1 protein-coding gene is annotated in these 870 nt (G+C 33.2%); it reads right to left on the bottom strand.

Features of this window, described 5'->3' with window-relative positions:
• Positions 1 to 218: 218 nt before the first annotated feature.
• Positions 219 to 707 carry a hypothetical protein gene (locus HH219_RS21635; protein WP_169328603.1) on the bottom strand — a complete coding sequence of 163 codons (489 nt, stop codon included), beginning with the start codon at positions 705 to 707 and terminating at the stop codon, positions 219 to 221.
• Positions 708 to 870 lie beyond the last annotated feature (163 nt).

Below are 870 nucleotides of genomic sequence, written 5' to 3'. Positions count from 1 at the left end.
ATTCAATTAAAAAACGAGCTCCTGTAATTAACTCTAAGCGTTTTTAAAGCATTAGGTAATGCATTTGGAACCCATAAAACAGGCTGTTTTTCTTAAAAAAGAGTAATTCTACAGCCACAACGCCTAATTAACAGGCAAAAAATGGTTGGCTAAAATAAGTGAACGTAGTGAACAAAAAGCCAACTGTTTTTTGTCCTTGTTTAATTTCTTGTTATGTTTTAGTTAGCTGCAAACTTGAGTGCTAAGTGATAATAGTAAGAATCATCAATATATTCGTTCAAAATCCTCTCACTCAATTCTCCCTTTGAAATAAGCTCTTTTATCCGAAAAGTAGCCTCATTGCTATAAGGCTTGAGGGTTTTATCAAATTTAGCTTTATCAGGATTATCCAATCTATATTTAGCAGCCTCTAAGAATAAATCAAGTGTTGCTTGAACCGTATCACCTAAGAATGGCGATGGACGTTTATTAGATAGAAACTTCCCTAACAATATTATGTTTTTATTTATCTCTGCTTCTCTTTGTGATGTTGTCACTTCATGAAGAGTATCAGGCCAAAGCTGGGTGTAGACAAGCTTACTTGCTTCACTAGCATTTGTATTAGCCCCTTTTAATTCACTTCCAATAGACACTCCATATAAATACGCAGCTGTTGTTAGTGAAAACAATAATACAATTATTGAAATAGATACTATCAACTTTTTCACAAAACTATCCCTAAAACATAACGAGGCTGTAGAATTACTCTAACAGCCAAATTCAATTAAAAAACGAGCTCCTGTAATTAACTCTAAGCGCTTTTAAAGCATTAGGTAATGCATTTGGAACCCATAAAACAGGCTGTTTTTCTTAAAAAAGAGTAATTCTACA

Origin of the sequence: Pseudoalteromonas sp. NEC-BIFX-2020_015, from assembly GCF_012952265.1 — a bacterium.
Taxonomy (GTDB): Bacteria; Pseudomonadota; Gammaproteobacteria; order Enterobacterales; family Alteromonadaceae; genus Pseudoalteromonas; species Pseudoalteromonas neustonica.
This window is presented reverse-complemented; position numbering and strand designations above follow the sequence as displayed.